Here is an 18783-nt window from a genome sequence, read left to right as displayed (position 1 = left end):
CGCAAATCACAGGAGGTCTGCGACGTGAAAATCTGCATTCTGGGCGCCGGTGCACTGGGGTGCGCCATTGGCGCAGCCCTGAGCGAGGCAGGGCATGAAACCTGGCTGCTGAACCGCGGCCGCGCGCATGTCGAGGCGATGAACCAGCATGGGCTGCGGGTGCAGGACGAACGGGGCGAGCGCTATGTACCGGTCAACGCGGCCATCGAAGCCGAAGACGTTGGCGTGACCGATTTGGTGGTGGTGCTGGTGAAGTCGTTTCACACTGCCGAGGCCATCGCCGGTGCCCTCGCGCTGATAGGCCCACAGACGTTGGTGCTGTCGCTGCAGAATGGCCTCGGCCACGAGGATATCCTGGCCGAAGTGGTGGGTCGCGAGCGGGTGCTGGCTGGCAAGACCTATGTCGGCGGCGTGCTACTCGCACCGGGCTCGATCCGCGCCGGTGTGGCCGGCAAACAGACTTTCATCGGTGAGCTCGACGGCCAGCTGACGCCCCGCGTGCAGGCCATCGCCGAAGCGTTCAACAATGCCGGGCTGGCCACCACGGTCAGCGACAACATCCTCGGCACCATGTGGGACAAGCTGCTGGTCAACGTCGCCACCGGTGCATTGAGCGGCATCACCATGCTCAGTTACGGCCAGCTGTACAGCGAGCCGCTGCTGGAAAGCACCGCCAAGGCCGCCGTGGCCGAGGCCATTGCCGTGGCCGAGCGCGCCGGCATCCGCTTGAGCCTGACCAGCCCCGAGGCTGCCTGGTCACTGGCCGCCGAGGGCCTGCCGGCGAGCTTCCGCACCTCGATGCTGCAGAGCCTGGAAAAAAACTCGATCACCGAAATCGACTTCATCAACGGCTCCGTCGTGCGCTGGGGCCAGCGCCATGGCGTGGCCACGCCGGTCAACGCGACCCTGGTGGCCTGCATCAAGGGTATCGAGCGCGCCATGGCCGATCAGCAGAAGAGGGAAACCCCATGAGCCAGTCAAAAGCCTACCTCGAACACGTGGCGTTCTGGGTGCAGGACATTCAATGGCATATCCGCTTTTTCAGCGAGGTGTGCGGCATGACCATGCGTGAAGTGCAGGGTGACGTCGAGCAGCCGGCACAGTACTGGACCCTCGGCGGCCTGCAGTTCATTCACCAGCCGGACTTCGCTGGCCCGGAAGGGCGCCTGGCGCACCTGGGCATCATGTGCGAAGACCTGGAAGCGGCACTGGCCGCTGCCCAGCGCTTTGGCGTCAGCGAAATGCCCCAGGGCCGTAACTGGTTACGCCTGCCTGATGGCCTGGCGGTGGAGTTCATCCAGGCGCTGCCGGCCAAATGCGTAGCCCAGGCACTGGCCATCGACCCGCGCGCGGAGGTGCAGGCATGAGCGTGATTGAAAAGTACTGGGACGATGCCCGCGAAGGCGATGAGTGCATCAGCCCGACCTACACCGTGACCCGCGAACGCATCCTGGCCTACGCCGACCTCACCGGCGACCACACCCCGGTGCATGTCGACGAGGCCTACGCCAACGCCAGCCACTTTGGCTGCCTGGTTGCCCACGGCCTGTTCGGGCTGTCGATCGCCGACGGCCTGAAGACCCAGTGCGAGTACCGCTTCCTACCGGGCATGTCGCTGGGCTGGACCTGGGACTTCGTGCTGCCGATCAAGGTCAACGACGTGCTCCACGTGCGCATGCGGGTGGGGGCGATGCGCCCGAGCAACAGCCGACCTGGCTGGGGCATCGTGGTGCTGCCTTCGGAACTGATCAACCAGCACGGCGAAGTCGTGCAACGTGGCGAGCACCGATTGATGGTGCCGCGGAGGGCAGCAGCATGAGCCAGGCATTGCCATTGGCGGGTATCCGCGTCATTGACTACAGCCACTTCCTCGCCGGCCCCTATGTCGGCCGTTGCCTGGCGGCGCTCGGCGCAGAGGTGATCAAGGTCGAGCGGCCGGGTAGCGGCGACGCTGGCCGCCAGCATGCGTTCACCCTGGACGACCAGCAGAGCGGCTATTTCCTGCAGCTGAACATGGGCAAGCAGGGCGTCAGCGTCAACATGAAAGACCCGCGCGGCAAGGCGTTCATGCAGCGCCTGACCGATTCGGCCGACGTGTTCATCGAGAACTACCGCCCCGGCGCCCTGGACAAGCTGGGCCTGGGCTACGCCGAGCTGTCGGCGCGCAACCCGCGCCTGGTGTACTGCTCGATTTCCGCCTACGGCCATACCGGGCCGGACGCCCACCGCGCCGGCTTCGGCCTGATCGCCGAGGCCAAGAGCGGGATCATGCAGATGGTGGGCGTGCCGGGCGAGGCACCGCCGCTGCTGCGTATTTCCCTGGGCGACATGTACACCGGCATCCACGCGGTGGCGGCGATCAATGCCGCGCTGCTCGGCCGGGTGAGCAGTGGCCGAGGCCAGCACATCGACATGGCGCTGTACGACACCCTGGTGTCGATGCACGAATACGCGGTGCAGTGTTACACGCTGTCCGGTGGCACTGTGTTGTCCCAGCAGACCGGACACGACATGCCCACTTCGACCCTGTACGGCGTGTTCCGCGCCACCGACGGCGACCTGGTGATCGCCGCCCAGGTCGACGATGCCTGGCAGCGCTTCGCGGCCATGCTCGAAGCCAACGGCGGCCCGCCCGGGTTCGGCAGCGACCGCCGCTACCACAGCCTCAACGGCCGCAATGCCCACCGCGAGGCGATCCTGGCGGTGGTCCGCGACTGGGTTGGCGCGCGTCGGGTGGCCGAGATCCTCGCGTTGCTCGATGGCATCGACATCCCCAGTGCCAAGGTTCAACGCATCGACGAAGTGCTGGCCGACCCGCAGATCCAGGCACGCAACATGGTCATCGAGCAGCAGCACCCACGCTACGGCACGCTGCGCCTGGCCAACCTGCCGTTCCGCTTTTCCGACTGCGATACCACGATTCACCAAGTAGCCCCGGACCTTGGTCAGCACAACGCCGAAGTGGCCGCCGGGCTTGGCTTCAGTACTGAAGAAATCATTGCCTTGCAGGCGGATGGCGTGTTGTTTACCCACGGAGATGCACGATGAGCGACCGCTACGCAGTGATCGGCCGACCGATCAACCACACCAAGTCCCCGCTGATTCATGGCCTGTTCGCCCAGGCCAGCAACCAGCAGCTGGAATACGGGGCTATCGAGGGCTCGCTGGACGACTTCGAAGCCCAGGTACTGCAGTTTCGTAGCGAAGGCGGGAAGGGCATGAACATCACTGCCCCGTTCAAGCTGCGTGCCTTCGAGCTGGCCGACCGGCGCAGCGAGCGGGCGCAATTGGCGCGGGCGGCCAATGCGCTGAAGTTCGAGGATGGCTGCATCGTCGCCGAGAACTTCGATGGCATCGGTTTGCTGCGGGACATCGAGGAGAACCTTGGCGAGCCGCTGCGCAACCGCCGTGTGCTGCTGCTGGGCGCTGGCGGCGCGGTGCGCGGGGCGTTGCTGCCGTTCCTGCAGGCGGGCCCACGCGAGCTGGTGATCGCCAACCGGGACATGGCCAAGGCGCTGGCGCTGCGTAACGAACTCGATCACCCGCGTCTGCGCATCAGCCGCTACGAAGCGCTGGAAGGGCAATCGTTCGACATCGTGGTCAACGCCACCTCGGCGAGCCTGACCGCTGACTTGCCGCCACTGCCGGCTGATGTGCTGGGTGAGGCGGCCTTGGCCTACGAGCTGGCCTATGGCAAAGGCCTCACGCCTTTCCTGCGCCTGGCCCGCGAGCAGGGCCAGGCGCGCCTGGCCGATGGCGTCGGCATGCTGGTGGAGCAGGCCGCCGAGGCGTTCGCCTGGTGGCGCGGGGTGCGGCCCGACACACGTGCCGTGATCAATCAGCTGACGATTCCCCTGGAGTAGGTCGATGGTCGCCAATGTACTGATGCTGCATGGCATCAACCACAACATGTTCGGCAAGCGCGACCCGCGCCAGTACGGCACAGCGACCCTGGCCGACATCGACCAGGCGTTGCAAGCCCTGGGCGAAGAACTGGGGGCGCAGGTCGTGAGCTTCCAGAGCAACTTCGAGGGCGCCCTGTGCGAACGCATCCATCAGGCCTATGAGGACCGGGTGGATGCGGTGCTGATCAATGCCGGTGCCTGGACGCATTACAGCTACGGCATTCGTGATGCATTGGCCATTATCGAAGTGCCGGTGGTAGAAGTGCACATGTCCAACATCCATGCCAGGGAGCCGTTCCGCCATCACTCGGTATTTGCCGAGGTGGTGCGCGGGCAGATCTGCGGGTTTGGTGTCGAAACCTACCTGCTGGCGCTGCGTGCGGCGATGAGCATGGTCTGAGCAGGGGAGCGGGTTTACCCGCGAAGCAGGTGACGCGGGGCATGGCACCGGCTGCGCCGGTGTTCGCGGGTAAACCCGCTCCTACAATCGAGACTCTCCTTTTGCAGAAGGAACTGAACCCTTGGCCACCCCCGCAGTCCCCAACACCGGCATCGCCTTGCTGGTCGCCGTCACCTTCTTCATGGAAAACCTCGACGCCACCGTCATCGCCACCGCGCTGCCGCAGATGGCCCGTGACTTCGCCGAGAACCCGGTCAGCCTGAATATCGGCATCAGCGCCTACCTGCTGGCGGTGGCGGTGTTCATCCCGCTCAGCGGCTGGGTCGCCGACCGCTTCGGCGCGCGCCAGGTGTTCGCCGGGGCCATTGGCCTGTTCACCCTGGCCTCGTGGCTGTGCGGATTGGCACAAACCTTGGAAACCTTCGTCGCCGCACGGGTGCTGCAAGGCATCGGTGGCGCGCTGATGGTACCGGTCGGGCGTCTGGTGGTGCTGCGCACCACCGAGAAGCAGGACCTGGTGAAGGTGCTTGCGGTGATCACCTGGCCCGGGTTGGTGGCGCCGGTGCTCGGCCCACCGATTGGCGGGCTGATCGTCACCCACCTGTCGTGGCCGTGGATCTTCTACCTGAACATCCCGCTCGGCCTGCTGGCCATCGCAGCGGCGTGGTGGCTGGTCCCCAATAGGCGTGCCAGTGAAGCGCGCCGTTTCGATTGGCTCGGCTTCGTCTTCCTCGCTTCGGCCTGCGCGACCTGGTTGCTGGGCCTGGAGATACTCGGCTCGCTGTCGGGCGGCAGCCTCGGCACAGGCGCTACACTGGTGGCCGTGGGGGCTCTGCTGACCTGGCTGTCGATCCGCCATTGCCAGCGTCACCCGGCGCCACTGCTACCGCTGGCTACCCTAGGCATCGCCACGTTCCGCGCCAGCATCATCGGCGGCACGTTGTTCCGCCTGTCGATCAGCGCCTTGCCGTTCCTGATTCCGCTGTTGCTGCAGATCGGTTTCGGCTATTCGCCGGTGGATGCAGGGTTGCTGGTGCTGGCGATCTTCGTCGGCAACCTCGCGATGAAACCGTTTACCACCGGGCTGCTGCGCCGCCACGGCTTTCGTCGAGTGCTGCTGGTCAATGGCTTGATCGGCGTCGGTTGCATTCTCGCGTGCTTACTCCTTCAGCAAGACATGCCGTGGTACTGGGTGGCGCTGGTGCTGTTCATCGGCGGGCTGTCTCGTTCCATGCAGTTCACCACCTACAACGCCATCGGTTTTGCCGAGGTGCCAAAAGCACAGATGGGCCAGGCGTCGACGCTGTTCAGCATGTTCTTCCAACTGGCGATGGCGCTCGGGGTTGCGATTGCGGCCCTGCTGCTGAGGGTCTCGACGATGCTGCGTGGGGGTGAAAGCGAGATGACGGTGGGCGACTTTCGCTGGGCGCTTGTCGGTATCGGCCTGATTGCTTGCGCCGCGTTGGTTGATGCAGTACGCCTGCCGGCCAATGCTGGTGAACAGGTATTGCGTACTTAGCTGTGTTGGGTTCACGGCCACGTCATCAGGGGGACAGGTGTTGGGATCGGGATCCTTTGGGCCATTAACGACCTACAGCGAACGGACAACCGATAACGGGTCGATAGCGGTCATTCACGATCGGCAGCTTTTCGCCCCAAAGCGCACGGGCGTAAAGGGCAGCGGGCACTGAACAGGACGACGCAGATCAAGGCCGTAAGCGTTCCGCCGCCAGCGACGGCTCTTGAAGTGACCGTAGGTGTGACGGCTGTCGTGCTGCCTACCCATCCAGCATGGATGGAAAGCCAGTAGCGACTTCCGTGACTGCATAGTACGGTCCGCCTTCAACAAGCCACCCGGTTCGTTGCCTTCACCCCCCCACGGACCGGGGCTCTCATGACCTGGGAGGTCGAATGGAAGTCGCTACAACGATCAGTCAACAAGAACTGGATAACGCCTTGGTCGCGTTTGCACGCTACAAAATCGGAGAGATCAAGATCTTCGACCTGGAGCAGGCAATGCGCTTCGAAGCAGGCCAAGCCTTGTCCCAAAGCGGGCTGGTCCGGTTCTCAATTACCAAAATGGTGTCAGGACGTTATCGCATCAGCGATGAAGGGGAGAACGCCATCACAGAGGCTGGGCGGGATCGCCTTGAGGTGATCCGCGGCTGACCCTGGCTTCCAGCCTTGCGAAGGCCGCAGTCATGTTCTGCGGCCCTTTCGTGTCATATCACTTTCACCGCGCGACCAATGAACTTCACCGGCCCTGTCGGCAGACCGGTCGGCGAGCCACCGGCTTTCTCCAGCGTCAGCTCGAACAGTTGATTGGCCTCCAAGGGTGGCAAACTTTCCAGCGGAACTCGATAGGGTTCGCCCGGTTTGACCAGGCCAAGCGAAACCGGAGCACGCCATTGCTCGCCCTTGGTCCAGAACTGCAGGGCCATGCCGTCGGGGACCGTGTCCCGGCCCAGCGGCAGCAGTTCGATCATGTGGCTGTCGCTGGCCTGCACCACCCAGCCGGGGGCCTGGCTGTTCGGCGCCACCAGCACCACCAGGTATTGCGTGTTAGAGGGGGGCGTTGTCAGCAAGGTAAACGCCAGCAGCAGGCTTGCAGCCAGCCCTGCGGCGCTGAGCCCTTGCCACAGGCCGAGGCGTTGCCACCAGCGAGCCTGCGTGTGCGGTGCGGGCAGCTCGTCGAGGCTGCGCTGGATACGGCGCCACAGGCGGGGGCTTGGGGGCTGCGGGGTAGACAGCGCGGTCAGCTCCAGCAGCCGGGCCTCCCAGGCATCCACGGCGGCGCGAAGCGCGGGGTCGGTACGCAGGCGTTCGGCCGCCGCGGCATATTGCTCCGGCGACAAGGTCCCCAGCACATATTCCCCGGCGAGGCTGTCCAGTTCTTCGGCAGAATCGGGCTTCATTCCAGGCACTCCCGTAGCGCTTTGAGGCTGCGTTTGATCCAGGCCTTGACAGTGCCCAATGGCGCGCCCAATAAACCGGCTATCTCGGCGTGGCTGCAGCCGTCCACGTAGGCGTGCAGGATGCAGCGTTGCGGTGCGGGCTGCAGTTGTTCAAGGCAGCGGTAAATCTTTGCTGAGCCGGACCAGAGCTCAAGGTCATCAATCCTCCCGTGCAATGTTGACGCAGTTTCGGTGTCGGCATCGGTCAGTACAGTTTCACGGCGGGTATCACGTATCGAATTCAGCGCCAGGTGGCGGGTAATGCTGTAGATCCAGCCTCGAGCCGAGCCGCGCGCCGGGTCGTAGCTGGCAGCGCGGGTCCAGATGCGGATGATCGCATCGTGGACGATGTCTTCTGCGGTGGCGTCGTCACGTGCGATACGCCGGGCAACGCCCAGCAGGCGCGCGCTTTCGTGATCGTAGAGCGCCTGCAGGGCCCGCCGGTCACCCTGTGCACAGGCTAACAGGCAGCGGTGGAAGTCGAAGGGAGTGGCCGGCGAGTTCAACGTGTGTGGCTTCCTTGTGTAAGGCAAGTACCCCGGCCATCCAGCCGGGGGGCTTGCCATCGAGCGTAGATCATCACTCGCAGGGCGTTGGGTCAGGTGCGTGTCACTTGGCTGTCCAGAACACATAGTCAGCCTGGTACTGGACGACCTGCCTGGCACCTTTGTTCTGCGCCGTGCAGTCGACTGAAGGCGCCACACCGCCGCGGGTGGCCAGGCGCTGGATGTAGCTGACCCCCTGCATGGCGCCTTTGCCTTCGGCCGGGTTGGCCTTGACCAGTTGATAGGGGATGGCGCCTTTGTCCGCCGGTGCCACTGCCAACTGGGTGCCGGTGACTTTCGAGCCATCCTTGGCCTGCCAGGTAGCGGGTGGGCCAAAGTAGTCGCCCACCTGTTTACCGCCACGGTCATTGAGCACTGCCTTGGGGCCGACGAAAGTCCATTCGGTCTGACCGGGGGTGTTGGCCTTGTCGCGGCACTCGTAGGTGATCTCGCCGACGCCGACGGTTTCGAGCAGGACGCGATGGCCATCAGGGACTTTGACCGCTTCTGGCAGCGTGGTCTGGGCGTGGGCGGGCGGCAGCGCAAGGGCGAGGCTGCAGGCGAGCAGGCAGGCGGAGTATTTGAAGTTCATGGGCAGTGCTCCTGAAAGTCATTGGGCTGGGCAGTCAAAGGCCGCCCACTAGCAATACCCGCCAACGGGCGGACTGGATGCACTGAATGAAAAAAAATGCGTAGCGAGATGAGCCTGCATGTGCTTGCCTACCCTCTCGAACGCGCGATGAGCCTCTTTGCTATCGCAGGACTGCTTTAACGCGCGCACCCCCGACAACCCCACGAGGACACTGCAAATGAAGCGTTTGTTACTGGGCCTGTTGCTCGCCGCATCGGGCGCTGCCCACGCCGGTATTCCGCTGTTGAACGCAACATGCCCCGGCAATATCGAGGTCCATGCCGATAAAGGTGGGCCTGTCTATATCAATGGCAAGGAAGCCACGCTGAAAAAATTCAATGACAACTATTTCGAGGCCAAAGGTGGCGGGGTAACGGTATCGTTGTCGATCAACCCGGACGGCTCGCCTGACGTCTCGTATACCGGTAAGAACAAAGCCAATGGCGTATGCCAGATCAAGGACTGACTGCGCGATTGCGCTGTTTGGCTGGCGCGGTGTCAGCGGGCTGCACCTGGGCGCTGGAACGAGAATTGCTGTGACCCCTGAGACATTGATCATGCGGAGTACGCAGAGATGACTCAGGATGACCGCTATTACATGATTTTCAGCGTGGTTGCTGTGCTGGTACTGGATCTGGCGGCGACTTATGTGTTTCTCAATGCCATTCCCTGACCCCGGTTATGGGTCAGGCCTTACGCGTAATCGGGGCTAACGCAGGGTGTGAGGAAAACGCCCCGAACCCTATATAGCAAACAAACCTGATGCCCTGTTGTCGTTGAGCAGTAACATGGGCAGGACAAAAACCAAAAAAGGGCAGGCTGCTTGGCAACATTTCCCAGTTTTCGAGGGGGCTGCAGGAGCGTGTCGCGTGAAAAACTCAAGTTCGCGAGCAGGTGCAATACTGGTAATCGGGGCAGCCTCGTTGTTCGTCGCAGGCTGCGCACAAAACCCGGATGTGCGTGACAGCCACGATTATACCGCTGGCACTACCGTGAAAAGCCCACCCGCCTATCTGGGCTGCGTCAAAGGCGAGCTACAAGGGAATGTGAAAACCTATGAAGTCGAGGGTGATAACGCGGTCAGGCTTTTCGTCGAAAGCACTGACCCCGACAAGGCAGAGGGTCTTGTAGAGTTGCGGGGCACGGGAAGCGAGCGCCACTTCACGGCCTATCAACGTGATGCCTGGTACGACCATGGCAGGTTGCTGGATGCTGCACTGATGTGTTCAAAAGCGTAATCATCCAACCCAACACCAATAGCCCGCCGTCGAGAGCGGGCTTTTTGTCTGCCGATCGCCTGCCCGGCAACGTTCAAAAAGGGCGGGTGGAGCCGGTATGGCCTGAGCAGCGTTGCTTTGCATTTGCCGGCCCCGCCCGTAATAATCGTTGTATTTGGATGGAGAGTCGCAGGTGGAAGCAAGAAGCGTAGTCGCCGAAATGTTCATTGGGATGCCGACGCATTTCTGGGTTTTGCCTGTTGCCGGCCTGGTTGCCTACTACGGGCTGAAGTGGTCCGCCAGATCCAGTAATCGTGCCACCCTGCTACAAGCCTCGACATACCTGTTACTGCTGGCACTGGCAGTGCTGCCCAACGGCTTTTATGCACTGTTTCCTCCTGCGCCCGAGCCAGATGTGCTGTTGAATCAAACGCCGTTGCCCAACTATGCAGGGCGCTTCTACCTGGATGCGTTCTATGTCTTCAGTGGCTGGGCGCTGAGCAAAGTGGTCAAGTTGAAGTTCAGCTGAGTCGCAGCTCGCTACCTGATGCGCTGACGGGATCAGTAATTGCATACCCCATTGAAACCAGCGCATCTGGGGGAAACGGCAATGCTCTCTGAAGATCTGTACATCATGTTCCTGGTTGTCGGCAGTGTGTTGGCCCTGGATATAGCAGCCATCGTGTTGTACAGGGGAGCCAAGCCCTGACCCCGGGTTTGGCTCGCAATGGCGCCGGAGTGTCCTCAGGGCTTCAGCTTTTCTCCTGTACCTGCAGCACCGACCCCTTGTCGTCAGTTGCCAGCAATCCGCCGGCGTCGGTGTCGTCTGATTGTCGCTCGGCAAGGGGTACGTCCGGCGAGCGAAAGATACTATGGCCCTGTTCACCGGTTTTAAGGGTGACGAGTTTGCCGTTTTGATAGAAGAACTGAGTGTGGTTGGCGTTCGTTTGCATGGTATGAAGCCCCTGCCGAGTCATGGTGTGATGTGCCATGGGTAGTTTCACTGTTGCAGCGTGACCCTGCTACTGGCAGAAATATCAGGTGCGCTGAACGGATCCCGCTTTGGCGTCGTCCTGCAGCAAGACTTTGGTTGATTAGTAACGCGGCGTCACGCCCGTTAGAATGCAGCGTATCCATAACGGTCGATTGCAAATGCCTGACATTCGTATTTTTATCGCCACTGTGTTGGTTGCCAGCCTCGCCGGTTGCGCTACCCCCGGCAAACCCACTGCCAGCAAACTGACCCAAAAATCGCCGCAGCAGTACGCCGCCTGTGTCCTGCCAAAATGGCAGGCGCTGGCCCCACAGGCCACGCAGAAGTCGATAGCCCATGGCTACCGGCTCACGGCGCCAAGCGCCGTGGCAAGCGACGATGTGCTTGATGTGGTTGACGCTCACGAGGGCAGCCGCGCGACCTTCTACAAGGGCAGCTTTCTGTCTGGCGACAAATTACGCCAGGCTGCCAAGCAATGCCTGGATTGAACCCGTGCCCCGAGCGGGTTGAGCCGCCCCGATCTCCTGCAGTTACCCCAACTCATCCCGCTTGTTCAAATGCTCGCATTTCACCTGCGCCTCCGTGCGGCTCGGATAGCTCGGCTTGAGCCGCTCCTTTGCCTGATTGTCATAAATGTCGAACCCTCCACACACGGTAGCGGCGTAGTAGCGGCTGCCAACGCGGAACGATTCCTTTTCGATCGGCACAGCGGGAACGATAACGAATCTTGGTTGCATTTTTCGTGCCTCCCCAGGCAGAGATTTAAGTATTAGTCTCGCAAGAGGTAACCATCAAGCAGCCTCATGAATTAAGGCGCTGGTCCGAACACCGGTGCGTCGACACCTGCTGTCATCAAATGAAAACCCGCTGTCGTCCGATGCGAAGCACCCCGCAAGCCAAGGGCATACAGTCCAATCACCCAACACTGACGCCTGACGTCCAGATCGATGATTGGAGAGACAAGCATGTCCAAAGTGGTACGTTTCCATCAGACCGGTGGCCCCGAGGTATTGCGCTACGAGGACGCCGAGGTTGGCGAGCCCGGCCCCGGGCAGGTTCGTTTGCGCCAGGTGGCGGTGGGCCTGAACTATGCCGACACCTACTTTCGCAACGGCACTTACCCGATCGCGCTGCCCAATGGCATCGGCGTCGAAGCTGCCGGGGTGGTGGAGGCGGTGGGCGAAGGCGTGACCCAGGTGGTGGTCGGTGACCGGGTCACCTATACCGGTTTCCTCAATACCCTGGGAGCCTATTGCACCGAGCGCCTGATCCCCGCTGCGGCGCTGATCAAGCTGCCGGAAACCATTGCCTTCGAGACTGCTGCCGCCATGACCATGCGCGGCCTGACCTCGGCCTACCTGTTACGCCGGCTCTATGACTTCAAACCCGGAGACAGCGTGCTTCTGCATGCGGCTGCTGGCGGGGTGGGCCTGATTGTCGCGCAGTGGGCGCGGCTGCTTGGGCTGAACGTGATCGGCACAGTATCCACCGAGGCCAAGGCCGAGGTAGCCCGCGCCCATGGCTGCAACCACATCATCAACTACAGCGTCGAAGACGTCGCCAGCCGCGTGCGCGAACTGACCGACGGGGTAGGGGTGAACGTCGTGTTCGACAGTGTCGGCAAGACCACCTTCACCGGCTCGCTCGATTCGCTCAAGCGCCGCGGGCTGATGGTTTGCGTCGGCACGGCGTCGGGCACCATCCCGCCGTTCGACCCTCAGTTGCTGGCAATCAAGGGTTCGCTGCAGCTTACCCGCCCGGCACTGGCCGACTTCATCGCCGATCCGGCAGAAAAGGCTGACCTGGCCGGCGAATTGTTCGACCACGTCAGCAGCGGGCGCATTCGTATCGAAATCAATCAGCACTACGCCCTGCAGGACGCGGTACAGGCCCACCGTGACCTGGAAGCCCGCAAAACCACGGGCTCGTCGATCTTCGTCATCTGAAGAGGGCAACAGCATGCACATTGAACAACTGACCTGCGCGATCGGTGCCGAGGTGAGTGGCGTCAACCTGGCCGATGCGATTCACGATGACGAACTGTTCGCCCAGTTGCGCCAGCAGTTGCTCCAGCACCGTGTGCTGTTCCTGCGCGACCAGCACTTCAGCCGTGCCGAGCACGTGGCCTTCGCCCGTCGCTTCGGCGAGCTGGAGGACCACCCGGTGGCCGGGAGCGACCCGGAGCACCCGGGGCTGGTGCAGATCTACAAGCGCCCGGACCAGCCCAACGACCGCTATGAAAATGCCTGGCACACCGATGCCACCTGGCGTGAGGCTCCGCCCATGGGGTGTGTGCTGCGCTGTGTGGAATGCCCGCCGGTAGGCGGCGACACCTTGTGGGCGAACATGGTGCTGGCCTATGAGAACCTGCCAAACGATGTAAAGGCCAGAATCGAAGACCTGCGCGCCCGCCACAGCATCGAGGCCAGCTTCGGCGCTGCAATGCCGCTGGACAAACGGCTGGCACTCAAGGCGCAGTTCCCCGATGCCGAGCACCCGGTCGTACGCACCCACCCGGAAACGGGGGAGCAGGTGCTGTTCGTCAACGCCTTCACCACCCACTTCAGCAACTACCACACCCCGCAGCGGGTGCGTTTCGGCCAGGATGCAAACCCGGGCGCCGGCGACCTGCTGCGTTACCTGATCAGCCAGGCCTACCTGCCCGAATACCAGGTGCGCTGGCGCTGGAAGCCAAACAGCGTGGCGATTTGGGACAACCGCAGCACCCAGCATTACGCCGTCATGGACTACCCGCCATGCCATCGCAAGATGGAGCGTGCCGGGATCAAGGGCAGCCGCACGTTCTAAGCCTGCCGCCGTCCCTGGCGGTAACCGCACAATAACAATAGCGAGGACTACAGCATGCAATTCTTCGACGATTCGTTGCACCCGGAAAACATGGACAAGGTGGTCATCACCGTCGCCCCTTATGGCCCGGAGTGGATGCCCGAAGACTTCCCTGAAGACATTCCGCTGACCATGGACGAGCAGGTGCAGAAGGCCGTCGACTGCTACGAGGCAGGCGCCACCGTGCTGCACTTGCATGTGCGTGAGCTGGACGGCAAAGGCTCCAAGCGCCTGTCCAAGTTCAACGAGCTGATCGCCGGGGTACGTGAAGCTGTGCCGGAGATGATCATTCAAGTTGGCGGTTCGATTTCCTTCGCCCCGGAAGGTGAAGGCGAGGCGGCCAAATGGCTGTCGGATGACACCCGGCACATGCTTGCCGAGCTGACGCCGCGCCCCGATCAGGTGACCGTGGCCATCAACACCACGCAGATGAACATCATGGAGTTGCTGTACCCCGAGTACCTTGAAGGCACCTCGCTGGCCAGCCCCGCAATCCATGCTGCCTACAGCGAAATGACCGTGCCGGCCGGCCCGGCCTGGGTCCGCGAGCACTTGCGTCGCCTGCAGGCCAGCCATATCCAGCCGCATTTCCAGCTGACCGGCATGCATGCCCTGGAAACCCTCGAACGCCTCGTGCGCCGGGGTGACTACATGGGGCCGCTGAATTTGACCTGGATCGGCATTGGCGGCGGTTTCGACGGCCCTAACCCGTTCAACTTCTTCAACTTCATCCACCGCGCCCCGGACGGCTGCACCCTGACTGCCGAATCGTTGCTCAAGAACGTGCTGCCGTTCAACACCATGGCGCTGGCCATGGGCCTGCACCCGCGCTGCGGCAATGAAGACACCCTCATCGACCAGCACGGCAAACGCTTCACCTCGGTGCAGCAGATCCAGCAGACCGTGCGCGTGGCCCATGAGCTGGGGCGCGAGATTGCCAGCGGCAAGGAGGCCCGCGCCATTTACCGCATCGGGCAGCAGTACGACAGCATCGAGCAGACGCTGAAAGCCAATGGCATGGCGCCGAACCGCCAGGCGGGTGAGAAGGGCGTGCCGCAGCGCACTTGATGCGGTTATGGCAGGCCCGGTCTCTTCGCGGGCGTACCTGCGAAGAGGCCACAAAAAGCAACGTGAGTTCTGGCGGTTACCCATAACAACAAAAACAACACCCACGCTTCACACCCAAGGAGGCAACATGGCCACCTATCTCGTCAGCGCCGAAGACTCCGGCACCGACACTGCCAACAGCATCCCCCGGCGCTATGCCTGGGTCGTCTTCGCCTTGACCTTCGGCCTGTTGATCTCCGACTACATGTCGCGCCAGGTGCTCAATGCGGTGTTTCCGCTGCTCAAGGGTGAATGGGCATTGACCGACAGCCAGTTGGGCTTGCTCAGCGGCATCGTCGCGCTGATGGTCGGCCTGCTGACCTTCCCGTTGTCGCTGCTGGCCGACCGTTTCGGCAGGGTACGCAGCCTGGTGCTGATGGCCGTGCTGTGGAGCCTGGCCACGCTCGGCTGTGCCCTGGCGGAAAACTACCCGCAAATGTTCATTGCGCGCTTTCTGGTCGGGGTCGGCGAGGCCGCCTATGGCAGTGTCGGCATTGCCGTGGTGGTCGCGGTATTCCCCCGCGACATGCGGTCGACGCTGGCCGGGGCGTTCATGGCGGGCGGCATGTTCGGCTCGGTGCTGGGCATGGCCTTGGGCGGGGTGTTGGCTCAGCACCTGGGCTGGCGCTGGGCATTTGCCGGCATGGCATTGTTCGGCCTGGTGCTGGCGATGCTCTACCCCCTCATCGTCAAAGAGGGGCGCATTGCGCCCAAGTGCGCGCAGCAGGCGCTGGACAAGGCCAGCCACCCGCTGCGCACCCTGTATAGCAGCCGTTCGGTCATCGCCGCCTATGTCGGCAGTGGCCTGCAGTTGTTTGTCGGCGGCACCCTGATCGTGTGGATGCCCAGTTACCTGAACCGCTATTACGCCATGGGCACCGACCGCGCGGGGGCGATCGCCGCCGTCATCGTGCTGTGCAGTGGTATCGGCATGATTCTCTGCGCCATGCTCTGCGATCGCCTTGGGCGGCAGCGCCCGGACCGCAAGATCAGCCTGGCCATCGGCTATTGCCTGGGCAGTTGCGCGCTGCTGAGCATAGCCTTTGCGTTGCCTGCCGGTACCGCACAACTGGTGCTGATCTGCCTGGGCATGATGATCGCCGCCGGCACCAATGGCCCGTCCAGTGCCATGGTCGCCAACCTGACCCACGCCGCTGTGCATGGCACGGCATTCGCCACCCTGACCTTGGCCAACAACCTGCTGGGCCTGGCCACCGGGCCGCTGATCACCGGTCGGGTGTCTGACCTGATCGGGCTTCAGGCGGCGCTGCAGTGGGTGCCACTGATAAGCATTGCAGCGGCGGCTGTGTTCTGGGTTGCCAAACGTCACTACCACCGCGACATGGATCGTCTGCGCTGCAGGAGTTGAAACCGTGAAACAGCAATTGTCCGTCGAAGTGTTCTTCGATTTCGTCTGCCCCTGGTGCCTGATTGGCCAGCGGCACTTGCAAGCTGCGCTGTTGCTGTTGCAGCGTGAGCAGCCACACGTGCAAGTGCAGGTTCACAGGCAGGGCGTGCAGTTGCTGCCGGGGTTGCCAGCCAATGGGGTACCCTTCAAGCAGTTCTACCTTCAACGCCTGGGCAGCGAGCAGGCAGTGCGCGAGCGCCAGGCTCAGGTGCGCGCCGCTGCCCGTGTGGTGGGCGAGGACATCGACTTCTCGCGCATCTGCCGCATGCCAAACACCGGCAACGCCCACCGGTTGATGCAGCGGGCCGGCAGTCTGCTTGGCGCGTCGCGACAGCAAGCGTTGCTGGAGCGGCTGTTCATTGCCTATTTCCACCAAGGCCGCGACCTCGGTGATAGCCGCACGTTGCTCGGCATCGCCGAGAGTTGCGGGCTAAAGGCCGCGCAGGTAATCGATTGTCTGCGTGATGATGGCAGCCCGTTCCTCGACGGTGCAGGGCGTGCAGGCAGTGCCGTGCCACGTTATCGCTTCAACCTGGGCCCTCTGATTGCCGGGGTGCGTCCAGCCGAGGCGCTGTTTGCGGCGATGACCGACGCCTTGTCAGAGGGGGTGCAGGCATGAGCCTGCGTATCGCCCTGAACCCCAGCCAACTGCCGGAGCGCAATGGCCGGGTGCTGCTGGCTTGCGAGGGCCGCAGCGTAGCGTTGTTCAATGTCGCCGGTGCGCTCTATGCCATCGACGATAGCTGCCCGCACCAAGGGGCGTCGCTGTGTGGTGGGCGCCTGGAAGGGCGGGTGATCCAGTGCTGTGCCCACGGCCTGCGCTTCGACCTGGCCAGCGGCTACCTGGTCAATTCCAAGGCGTTGAAAGTTACCTGCTACCCGGTGCAGCAGGAGGGTGATGCGGTATTCATCACCCTCGATAGTGACGGGTTTGGGGAGAAGGGCTGACACTGCTTGCCCGCCAGCTGGCCGGCGGCATGCCGTACTGGGCGATGAACCAGCGGGTGAACGAACTGGGCATCGAGTAGCCGAGCATATCGGCAATGCGACCCAGCGAATAGCTGGGGTTCTCCAGGTAGCGCATCACCAGGTCACGTCGCACGCTGTTGATCAGGTCCTTGAAGGTCAACCCGCTTTCCTCCAGCCGCCGCTGCAGCGTGCGTACGTTCATGCCCTGGGTTTGCGCCACTTGCTCGAGGGTGGCCCGCCCCATGGGCAGCAGCAGGTAGATGGTCTTGCGCAACTCCAGCTCCAGCGATGGTTCGCTGCCTGCTGGCAGCGTGTCCAGGTAGCGCCGCGCCAGGCGGGCCATGGCTTCGTTGGCTTGCGGGCTGGCACTGTCGAGGTCGGCGGCAGGGCAGACGATGCCGTTGAACTCGCTGCCAAACACCAGCGTGCAGCCGAAAATGCGCCGGTGAATGGCGGGGTCGGCGGGGGCCGCATGGGTGAAATTGGCGCTGATCGGGTGCCAGTGCGTGCCTAGCAGCGCCGCGCACAAGCGCATCATCACGCCGATAGCCAGCTCGGTGGCCTGGCGGCTACAGGGCGCGCGCTCGCTGATCACCTCTTCGCGAATGACCACGGTCTTGCCAGCTTCTTCGATATGAATGGCCAGCGCGTCATTGAGCAGATGGCGGTACTGCACGATCACCTGCAGCGCATCGCGCAGGTTGCGTTGGTGGCTGAGCAGCAGGCTGATTTCGCCGAAGTCCGACAACTGGCGCAGTTCGGCCATGCGCAAGCCGAAGCTTTCGCATTGGCTGGCGCTGGCGGAAGCTTCCAGCAGGTTGATCACGCTGGCCACCGGGATACGCCGGTTGGGGTCGTCAAGCAACGCCGCGCTGAGGCCCACCTGTGCCAGCAGTTTGTGGGGGTTCAGACCCAGGTGGCGAGACACCTCCAGGTAGTTGGTCAAGCTGGCGGCGCGGACGAGGGCAGGCATTTTTTATTGTTATCCCTATTGTTCAGGCAACCTGGCGCTTTCAGGCAGCAGCACTAGGCTGTTGCTACAAAAAGCACTTGGCTTGCAGGTGCACGGGTTTTATAGCCTGCGTGTCATCAATTGAAAAGCAAAGCCCTGTTCGAGCCATTGTCATCAAATGAAAAGTACCTGACGCCCAATGTGAAGCACCCGGGGGGAGGGCTGTTTACTGTGAACCTCAACAGCTACACCGCACACGAGGTTCACCGTGGAAAAACTGCAAACCACTGCCACCGTGTTGATCGTCCCTGGCCTGCGCGACCACGTTGCCGATCATTGGCAGACGCTGCTTGCCAGCCGCCTGACGAAGGTGCGCAGCGTACCGCCGCTGAAGGTTGACGGCCTTTGCTGCAACGCCCGGGTAGAGGTGATCCAGCGCGAACTGGAGCAGATCGACGGCCAGGTGCTGCTGGTGGCGCACAGTGCCGGCGTACTGATGGTCGCCCACTGGGCCGCACGTTACGGGTGGCCGATCAAGGGGGCTTTGCTGGCTGCACCGCCAGACCTCAACGCGCAATGGCCGGCGCACTACCCAAGCCCAGCCAGCCTGGCTGCTCAGGGCTGGTCGCCGTTGCCAACCACGGCGCTGCCGTTCCCGAGCATTGTCGCGGCCAGCAGCAATGACTACCTGGCCAGCTACGCCGCCGTTAGCGAACTTGCCCACCGTTGGGGCAGTGAACTGGTCAACCTGGGTGCCGTCGGCCATCTCAACCCGGCTTCCGGTTTCGGCCCTTGGCCGTTGGCCGAGGCCCTGATCCGCCGTCTGGACGCCGAAACCCTGTAGTAACGCATGG

The 18783-nt window shown here is 62.8% G+C and carries 25 protein-coding genes; 19 read left to right on the top strand and 6 right to left on the bottom strand.

Features of this window, described 5'->3' with window-relative positions; genetic code table 11:
• Positions 1-24: 24 nt before the first annotated feature.
• The 8 genes from I8746_RS02465 to I8746_RS02430 all read left to right on the top strand — a co-directional run bounded on the left by I8746_RS02465 (position 25) and on the right by I8746_RS02430 (position 6474).
• Positions 25-972, top strand: coding sequence for a ketopantoate reductase family protein (locus I8746_RS02465; RefSeq protein WP_221100111.1), 948 nt, complete (start codon positions 25-27; stop codon positions 970-972).
• Positions 969-1367, top strand: a complete 399-nt coding sequence (locus tag I8746_RS02460; RefSeq protein ID WP_003248238.1) for a VOC family protein — start codon at positions 969-971, stop codon at positions 1365-1367. The genes I8746_RS02465 and I8746_RS02460 overlap by 4 nt, the downstream gene beginning before the upstream one ends.
• On the top strand, positions 1364-1819 hold the full coding sequence (locus tag I8746_RS02455) for a MaoC family dehydratase (RefSeq protein WP_004576665.1): 456 nt from the start codon (positions 1364-1366) through the stop codon (positions 1817-1819). Before I8746_RS02460 ends, I8746_RS02455 begins: the two co-directional genes overlap by 4 nt.
• Positions 1816-3048 (top strand): CaiB/BaiF CoA-transferase family protein, encoded by a 1233-nt coding sequence (locus tag I8746_RS02450; protein WP_221100110.1) that lies wholly within the window; start codon positions 1816-1818, stop codon positions 3046-3048. The genes I8746_RS02455 and I8746_RS02450 overlap by 4 nt, the downstream gene beginning before the upstream one ends.
• A complete protein-coding gene (gene aroE, locus I8746_RS02445; protein ID WP_014756512.1) occupies positions 3045-3863 on the top strand; it encodes a shikimate dehydrogenase in 819 nt (272 codons plus the stop codon). The genes I8746_RS02450 and aroE overlap by 4 nt, the downstream gene beginning before the upstream one ends.
• A gap of 4 nt (positions 3864-3867) precedes the next feature.
• Positions 3868-4305 (top strand): type II 3-dehydroquinate dehydratase, encoded by a 438-nt coding sequence (gene aroQ, locus I8746_RS02440; RefSeq protein ID WP_003248245.1) that lies wholly within the window; start codon positions 3868-3870, stop codon positions 4303-4305.
• Positions 4306-4426: 121 nt separating this feature from the next.
• Entirely contained in the window at positions 4427-5824 is a 1398-nt protein-coding gene (locus tag I8746_RS02435; RefSeq protein WP_221100109.1) for an MFS transporter, read from the top strand.
• Between the two features lie 392 nt (positions 5825-6216).
• Positions 6217-6474 (top strand): hypothetical protein, encoded by a 258-nt coding sequence (locus I8746_RS02430; RefSeq protein ID WP_003248248.1) that lies wholly within the window; start codon positions 6217-6219, stop codon positions 6472-6474.
• A gap of 53 nt (positions 6475-6527) precedes the next feature.
• On the opposite strand, the gene I8746_RS02425 is transcribed toward I8746_RS02430, so the two are convergent.
• The 3 genes from I8746_RS02425 to I8746_RS02415 all read right to left on the bottom strand — a co-directional run bounded on the left by I8746_RS02425 (position 6528) and on the right by I8746_RS02415 (position 8396).
• Positions 6528-7220 carry an anti-sigma factor domain-containing protein gene (locus I8746_RS02425; protein ID WP_012052460.1) on the bottom strand — a complete coding sequence of 231 codons (693 nt, stop codon included), beginning with the start codon at positions 7218-7220 and terminating at the stop codon, positions 6528-6530.
• A complete protein-coding gene (locus I8746_RS02420; RefSeq protein ID WP_017147632.1) occupies positions 7217-7765 on the bottom strand; it encodes a sigma-70 family RNA polymerase sigma factor in 549 nt (182 codons plus the stop codon). The genes I8746_RS02425 and I8746_RS02420 overlap by 4 nt, the downstream gene beginning before the upstream one ends.
• 103 nt (positions 7766-7868) lie before the next feature.
• Complete coding sequence (locus I8746_RS02415; RefSeq protein ID WP_012052458.1) at positions 7869-8396, bottom strand: DUF3455 domain-containing protein; 528 nt, start codon at positions 8394-8396, stop codon at positions 7869-7871.
• 217 nt (positions 8397-8613) lie between these two features.
• Between I8746_RS02415 and I8746_RS02410 the strand changes: the two genes are divergently transcribed.
• The 3 genes from I8746_RS02410 to I8746_RS02400 all read left to right on the top strand — a co-directional run bounded on the left by I8746_RS02410 (position 8614) and on the right by I8746_RS02400 (position 10181).
• Positions 8614-8901 (top strand): hypothetical protein, encoded by a 288-nt coding sequence (locus I8746_RS02410; RefSeq protein WP_012052457.1) that lies wholly within the window; start codon positions 8614-8616, stop codon positions 8899-8901.
• A gap of 403 nt (positions 8902-9304) precedes the next feature.
• Positions 9305-9673: a hypothetical protein gene (locus tag I8746_RS02405; RefSeq protein WP_017147631.1), complete on the top strand. Its 369-nt coding sequence runs from the start codon at positions 9305-9307 to the stop codon at positions 9671-9673.
• A gap of 199 nt (positions 9674-9872) precedes the next feature.
• Entirely contained in the window at positions 9873-10181 is a 309-nt protein-coding gene (locus tag I8746_RS02400) for a hypothetical protein (RefSeq protein ID WP_003248263.1), read from the top strand.
• Positions 10182-10404: 223 nt separating this feature from the next.
• Here I8746_RS02400 and I8746_RS02395 read toward each other — a convergent pair whose 3' ends face one another.
• On the bottom strand, positions 10405-10605 hold the full coding sequence (locus tag I8746_RS02395; protein ID WP_014756518.1) for a hypothetical protein: 201 nt from the start codon (positions 10603-10605) through the stop codon (positions 10405-10407).
• Positions 10606-10774: 169 nt separating this feature from the next.
• On the opposite strand from I8746_RS02395, the gene I8746_RS02390 reads away from it, so the two are divergent.
• Positions 10775-11134 carry a hypothetical protein gene (locus I8746_RS02390; protein WP_012052453.1) on the top strand — a complete coding sequence of 120 codons (360 nt, stop codon included), beginning with the start codon at positions 10775-10777 and terminating at the stop codon, positions 11132-11134.
• Positions 11135-11176: 42 nt separating this feature from the next.
• Here I8746_RS02390 and I8746_RS02385 read toward each other — a convergent pair whose 3' ends face one another.
• On the bottom strand, positions 11177-11383 hold the full coding sequence (locus I8746_RS02385) for a hypothetical protein (RefSeq protein ID WP_003248274.1): 207 nt from the start codon (positions 11381-11383) through the stop codon (positions 11177-11179).
• Between the two features lie 228 nt (positions 11384-11611).
• On the opposite strand from I8746_RS02385, the gene I8746_RS02380 reads away from it, so the two are divergent.
• From I8746_RS02380 to I8746_RS02355, 6 genes are all read left to right on the top strand, one after another.
• Complete coding sequence (locus tag I8746_RS02380; protein ID WP_012052452.1) at positions 11612-12592, top strand: quinone oxidoreductase; 981 nt, start codon at positions 11612-11614, stop codon at positions 12590-12592.
• Positions 12593-12605: 13 nt separating this feature from the next.
• Complete coding sequence (locus I8746_RS02375; protein WP_012052451.1) at positions 12606-13454, top strand: TauD/TfdA family dioxygenase; 849 nt, start codon at positions 12606-12608, stop codon at positions 13452-13454.
• A 54-nt stretch (positions 13455-13508) separates the two neighbouring features.
• The gene (locus I8746_RS02370; RefSeq protein ID WP_221100108.1) at positions 13509-14561 is read left to right on the top strand and encodes a 3-keto-5-aminohexanoate cleavage protein; all 1053 of its coding nucleotides are present in this window, start codon (positions 13509-13511) and stop codon (positions 14559-14561) included.
• Between the two features lie 127 nt (positions 14562-14688).
• On the top strand, positions 14689-15969 hold the full coding sequence (locus I8746_RS02365; RefSeq protein WP_014756521.1) for an MFS transporter: 1281 nt from the start codon (positions 14689-14691) through the stop codon (positions 15967-15969).
• Positions 15970-15973: 4 nt separating this feature from the next.
• Positions 15974-16627, top strand: a complete 654-nt coding sequence (locus I8746_RS02360; RefSeq protein ID WP_121783578.1) for a DsbA family protein — start codon at positions 15974-15976, stop codon at positions 16625-16627.
• On the top strand, positions 16624-16956 hold the full coding sequence (locus tag I8746_RS02355; protein WP_221100105.1) for a Rieske 2Fe-2S domain-containing protein: 333 nt from the start codon (positions 16624-16626) through the stop codon (positions 16954-16956). The genes I8746_RS02360 and I8746_RS02355 overlap by 4 nt, the downstream gene beginning before the upstream one ends.
• On the opposite strand, the gene I8746_RS02350 is transcribed toward I8746_RS02355, so the two are convergent.
• A complete protein-coding gene (locus I8746_RS02350; RefSeq protein WP_221100086.1) occupies positions 16919-17950 on the bottom strand; it encodes an AraC family transcriptional regulator in 1032 nt (343 codons plus the stop codon). The two genes, I8746_RS02355 and I8746_RS02350, sit on opposite strands and share 38 nt — an antisense overlap.
• Positions 17951-18197: 247 nt before the next feature.
• Between I8746_RS02350 and I8746_RS02345 the strand changes: the two genes are divergently transcribed.
• Positions 18198-18773, top strand: coding sequence for an alpha/beta hydrolase (locus I8746_RS02345; RefSeq protein WP_221100084.1), 576 nt, complete (start codon positions 18198-18200; stop codon positions 18771-18773).
• Positions 18774-18783: the final 10 nt, after the last annotated feature.

Origin of the sequence: Pseudomonas sp. USTB-Z (genome assembly GCF_019691255.1) — a bacterium.
In the GTDB taxonomy this organism is placed as follows: Bacteria; Pseudomonadota; Gammaproteobacteria; order Pseudomonadales; family Pseudomonadaceae; genus Aquipseudomonas; species Aquipseudomonas alloputida.
This window is presented reverse-complemented; position numbering and strand designations above follow the sequence as displayed.

What these genes read in the sequence shown, in the direction of transcription:
- I8746_RS02460 (WP_003248238.1), top strand. Translation starts at nt 969, where the DNA reads ATGAGCCAGTCAAAAGCCTACCTCGAACACGTGGCGTTCTGGGTGCAG.
- I8746_RS02410 (WP_012052457.1), top strand. Translation starts at nt 8,614, where the DNA reads ATGAAGCGTTTGTTACTGGGCCTGTTGCTCGCCGCATCGGGCGCTGCC.
- I8746_RS02415 (WP_012052458.1), bottom strand. Translation starts at nt 8,396, where the DNA reads ATGAACTTCAAATACTCCGCCTGCCTGCTCGCCTGCAGCCTCGCCCTT.
- I8746_RS02390 (WP_012052453.1), top strand. Translation starts at nt 10,775, where the DNA reads ATGCAGCGTATCCATAACGGTCGATTGCAAATGCCTGACATTCGTATT.
- I8746_RS02425 (WP_012052460.1), bottom strand. Translation starts at nt 7,220, where the DNA reads ATGAAGCCCGATTCTGCCGAAGAACTGGACAGCCTCGCCGGGGAATAT.
- aroE (WP_014756512.1), top strand. Translation starts at nt 3,045, where the DNA reads ATGAGCGACCGCTACGCAGTGATCGGCCGACCGATCAACCACACCAAG.
- I8746_RS02375 (WP_012052451.1), top strand. Translation starts at nt 12,606, where the DNA reads ATGCACATTGAACAACTGACCTGCGCGATCGGTGCCGAGGTGAGTGGC.
- I8746_RS02350 (WP_221100086.1), bottom strand. Translation starts at nt 17,950, where the DNA reads ATGCCTGCCCTCGTCCGCGCCGCCAGCTTGACCAACTACCTGGAGGTG.
- I8746_RS02370 (WP_221100108.1), top strand. Translation starts at nt 13,509, where the DNA reads ATGCAATTCTTCGACGATTCGTTGCACCCGGAAAACATGGACAAGGTG.
- I8746_RS02395 (WP_014756518.1), bottom strand. Translation starts at nt 10,605, where the DNA reads ATGCAAACGAACGCCAACCACACTCAGTTCTTCTATCAAAACGGCAAA.
- I8746_RS02355 (WP_221100105.1), top strand. Translation starts at nt 16,624, where the DNA reads ATGAGCCTGCGTATCGCCCTGAACCCCAGCCAACTGCCGGAGCGCAAT.
- I8746_RS02365 (WP_014756521.1), top strand. Translation starts at nt 14,689, where the DNA reads ATGGCCACCTATCTCGTCAGCGCCGAAGACTCCGGCACCGACACTGCC.
- aroQ (WP_003248245.1), top strand. Translation starts at nt 3,868, where the DNA reads ATGGTCGCCAATGTACTGATGCTGCATGGCATCAACCACAACATGTTC.
- I8746_RS02450 (WP_221100110.1), top strand. Translation starts at nt 1,816, where the DNA reads ATGAGCCAGGCATTGCCATTGGCGGGTATCCGCGTCATTGACTACAGC.
- I8746_RS02385 (WP_003248274.1), bottom strand. Translation starts at nt 11,383, where the DNA reads ATGCAACCAAGATTCGTTATCGTTCCCGCTGTGCCGATCGAAAAGGAA.
- I8746_RS02380 (WP_012052452.1), top strand. Translation starts at nt 11,612, where the DNA reads ATGTCCAAAGTGGTACGTTTCCATCAGACCGGTGGCCCCGAGGTATTG.
- I8746_RS02400 (WP_003248263.1), top strand. Translation starts at nt 9,873, where the DNA reads ATGTTCATTGGGATGCCGACGCATTTCTGGGTTTTGCCTGTTGCCGGC.
- I8746_RS02430 (WP_003248248.1), top strand. Translation starts at nt 6,217, where the DNA reads ATGGAAGTCGCTACAACGATCAGTCAACAAGAACTGGATAACGCCTTG.
- I8746_RS02455 (WP_004576665.1), top strand. Translation starts at nt 1,364, where the DNA reads ATGAGCGTGATTGAAAAGTACTGGGACGATGCCCGCGAAGGCGATGAG.